This is a genomic window from Microbacterium sp. (assembly GCF_031988965.1).
Classification (GTDB): domain Bacteria; phylum Actinomycetota; class Actinomycetes; order Actinomycetales; family Microbacteriaceae; genus Microbacterium.
The window spans coordinates 1-212 of sequence record NZ_DALZXX010000116.1 but is presented as its reverse complement, the minus strand read 5'-3'; the positions used below and the strand labels follow the sequence as shown (position 1 = coordinate 212).

At 69.8% G+C, this 212-nt stretch carries 1 protein-coding gene; it reads left to right on the top strand.

Translation table 11 applies throughout. The features are described from left to right. Positions 1 to 18: 18 nt before the first annotated feature. Positions 19 to 212, top strand: a 194-nt coding sequence (locus RTM68_RS14660; RefSeq protein WP_312172250.1) for a hypothetical protein, incomplete at its 3' end; no start/stop codon positions are given.

The following is a 212-nucleotide window of genomic DNA, read 5'->3' as shown; positions in this document are numbered from 1 at the left end:
ACGCCCAATTCGATTTTCGTGACGGCCATCGACACGCATCCGCTGGCAGCCGATCCGGCCGTGGTCATCGCCGAGCAGGCGGCGGCGGCGACCGCCGTGCTCGCGGCGTGCGTCACCCTGCTCATGATCGCCTGGCCGCTGGCGATCGCAGTGGTGATCGGCACGCTCGTGCAGGCGTTCGTCGTGAACGCGGTCAGCGGTGGACTGCGGCG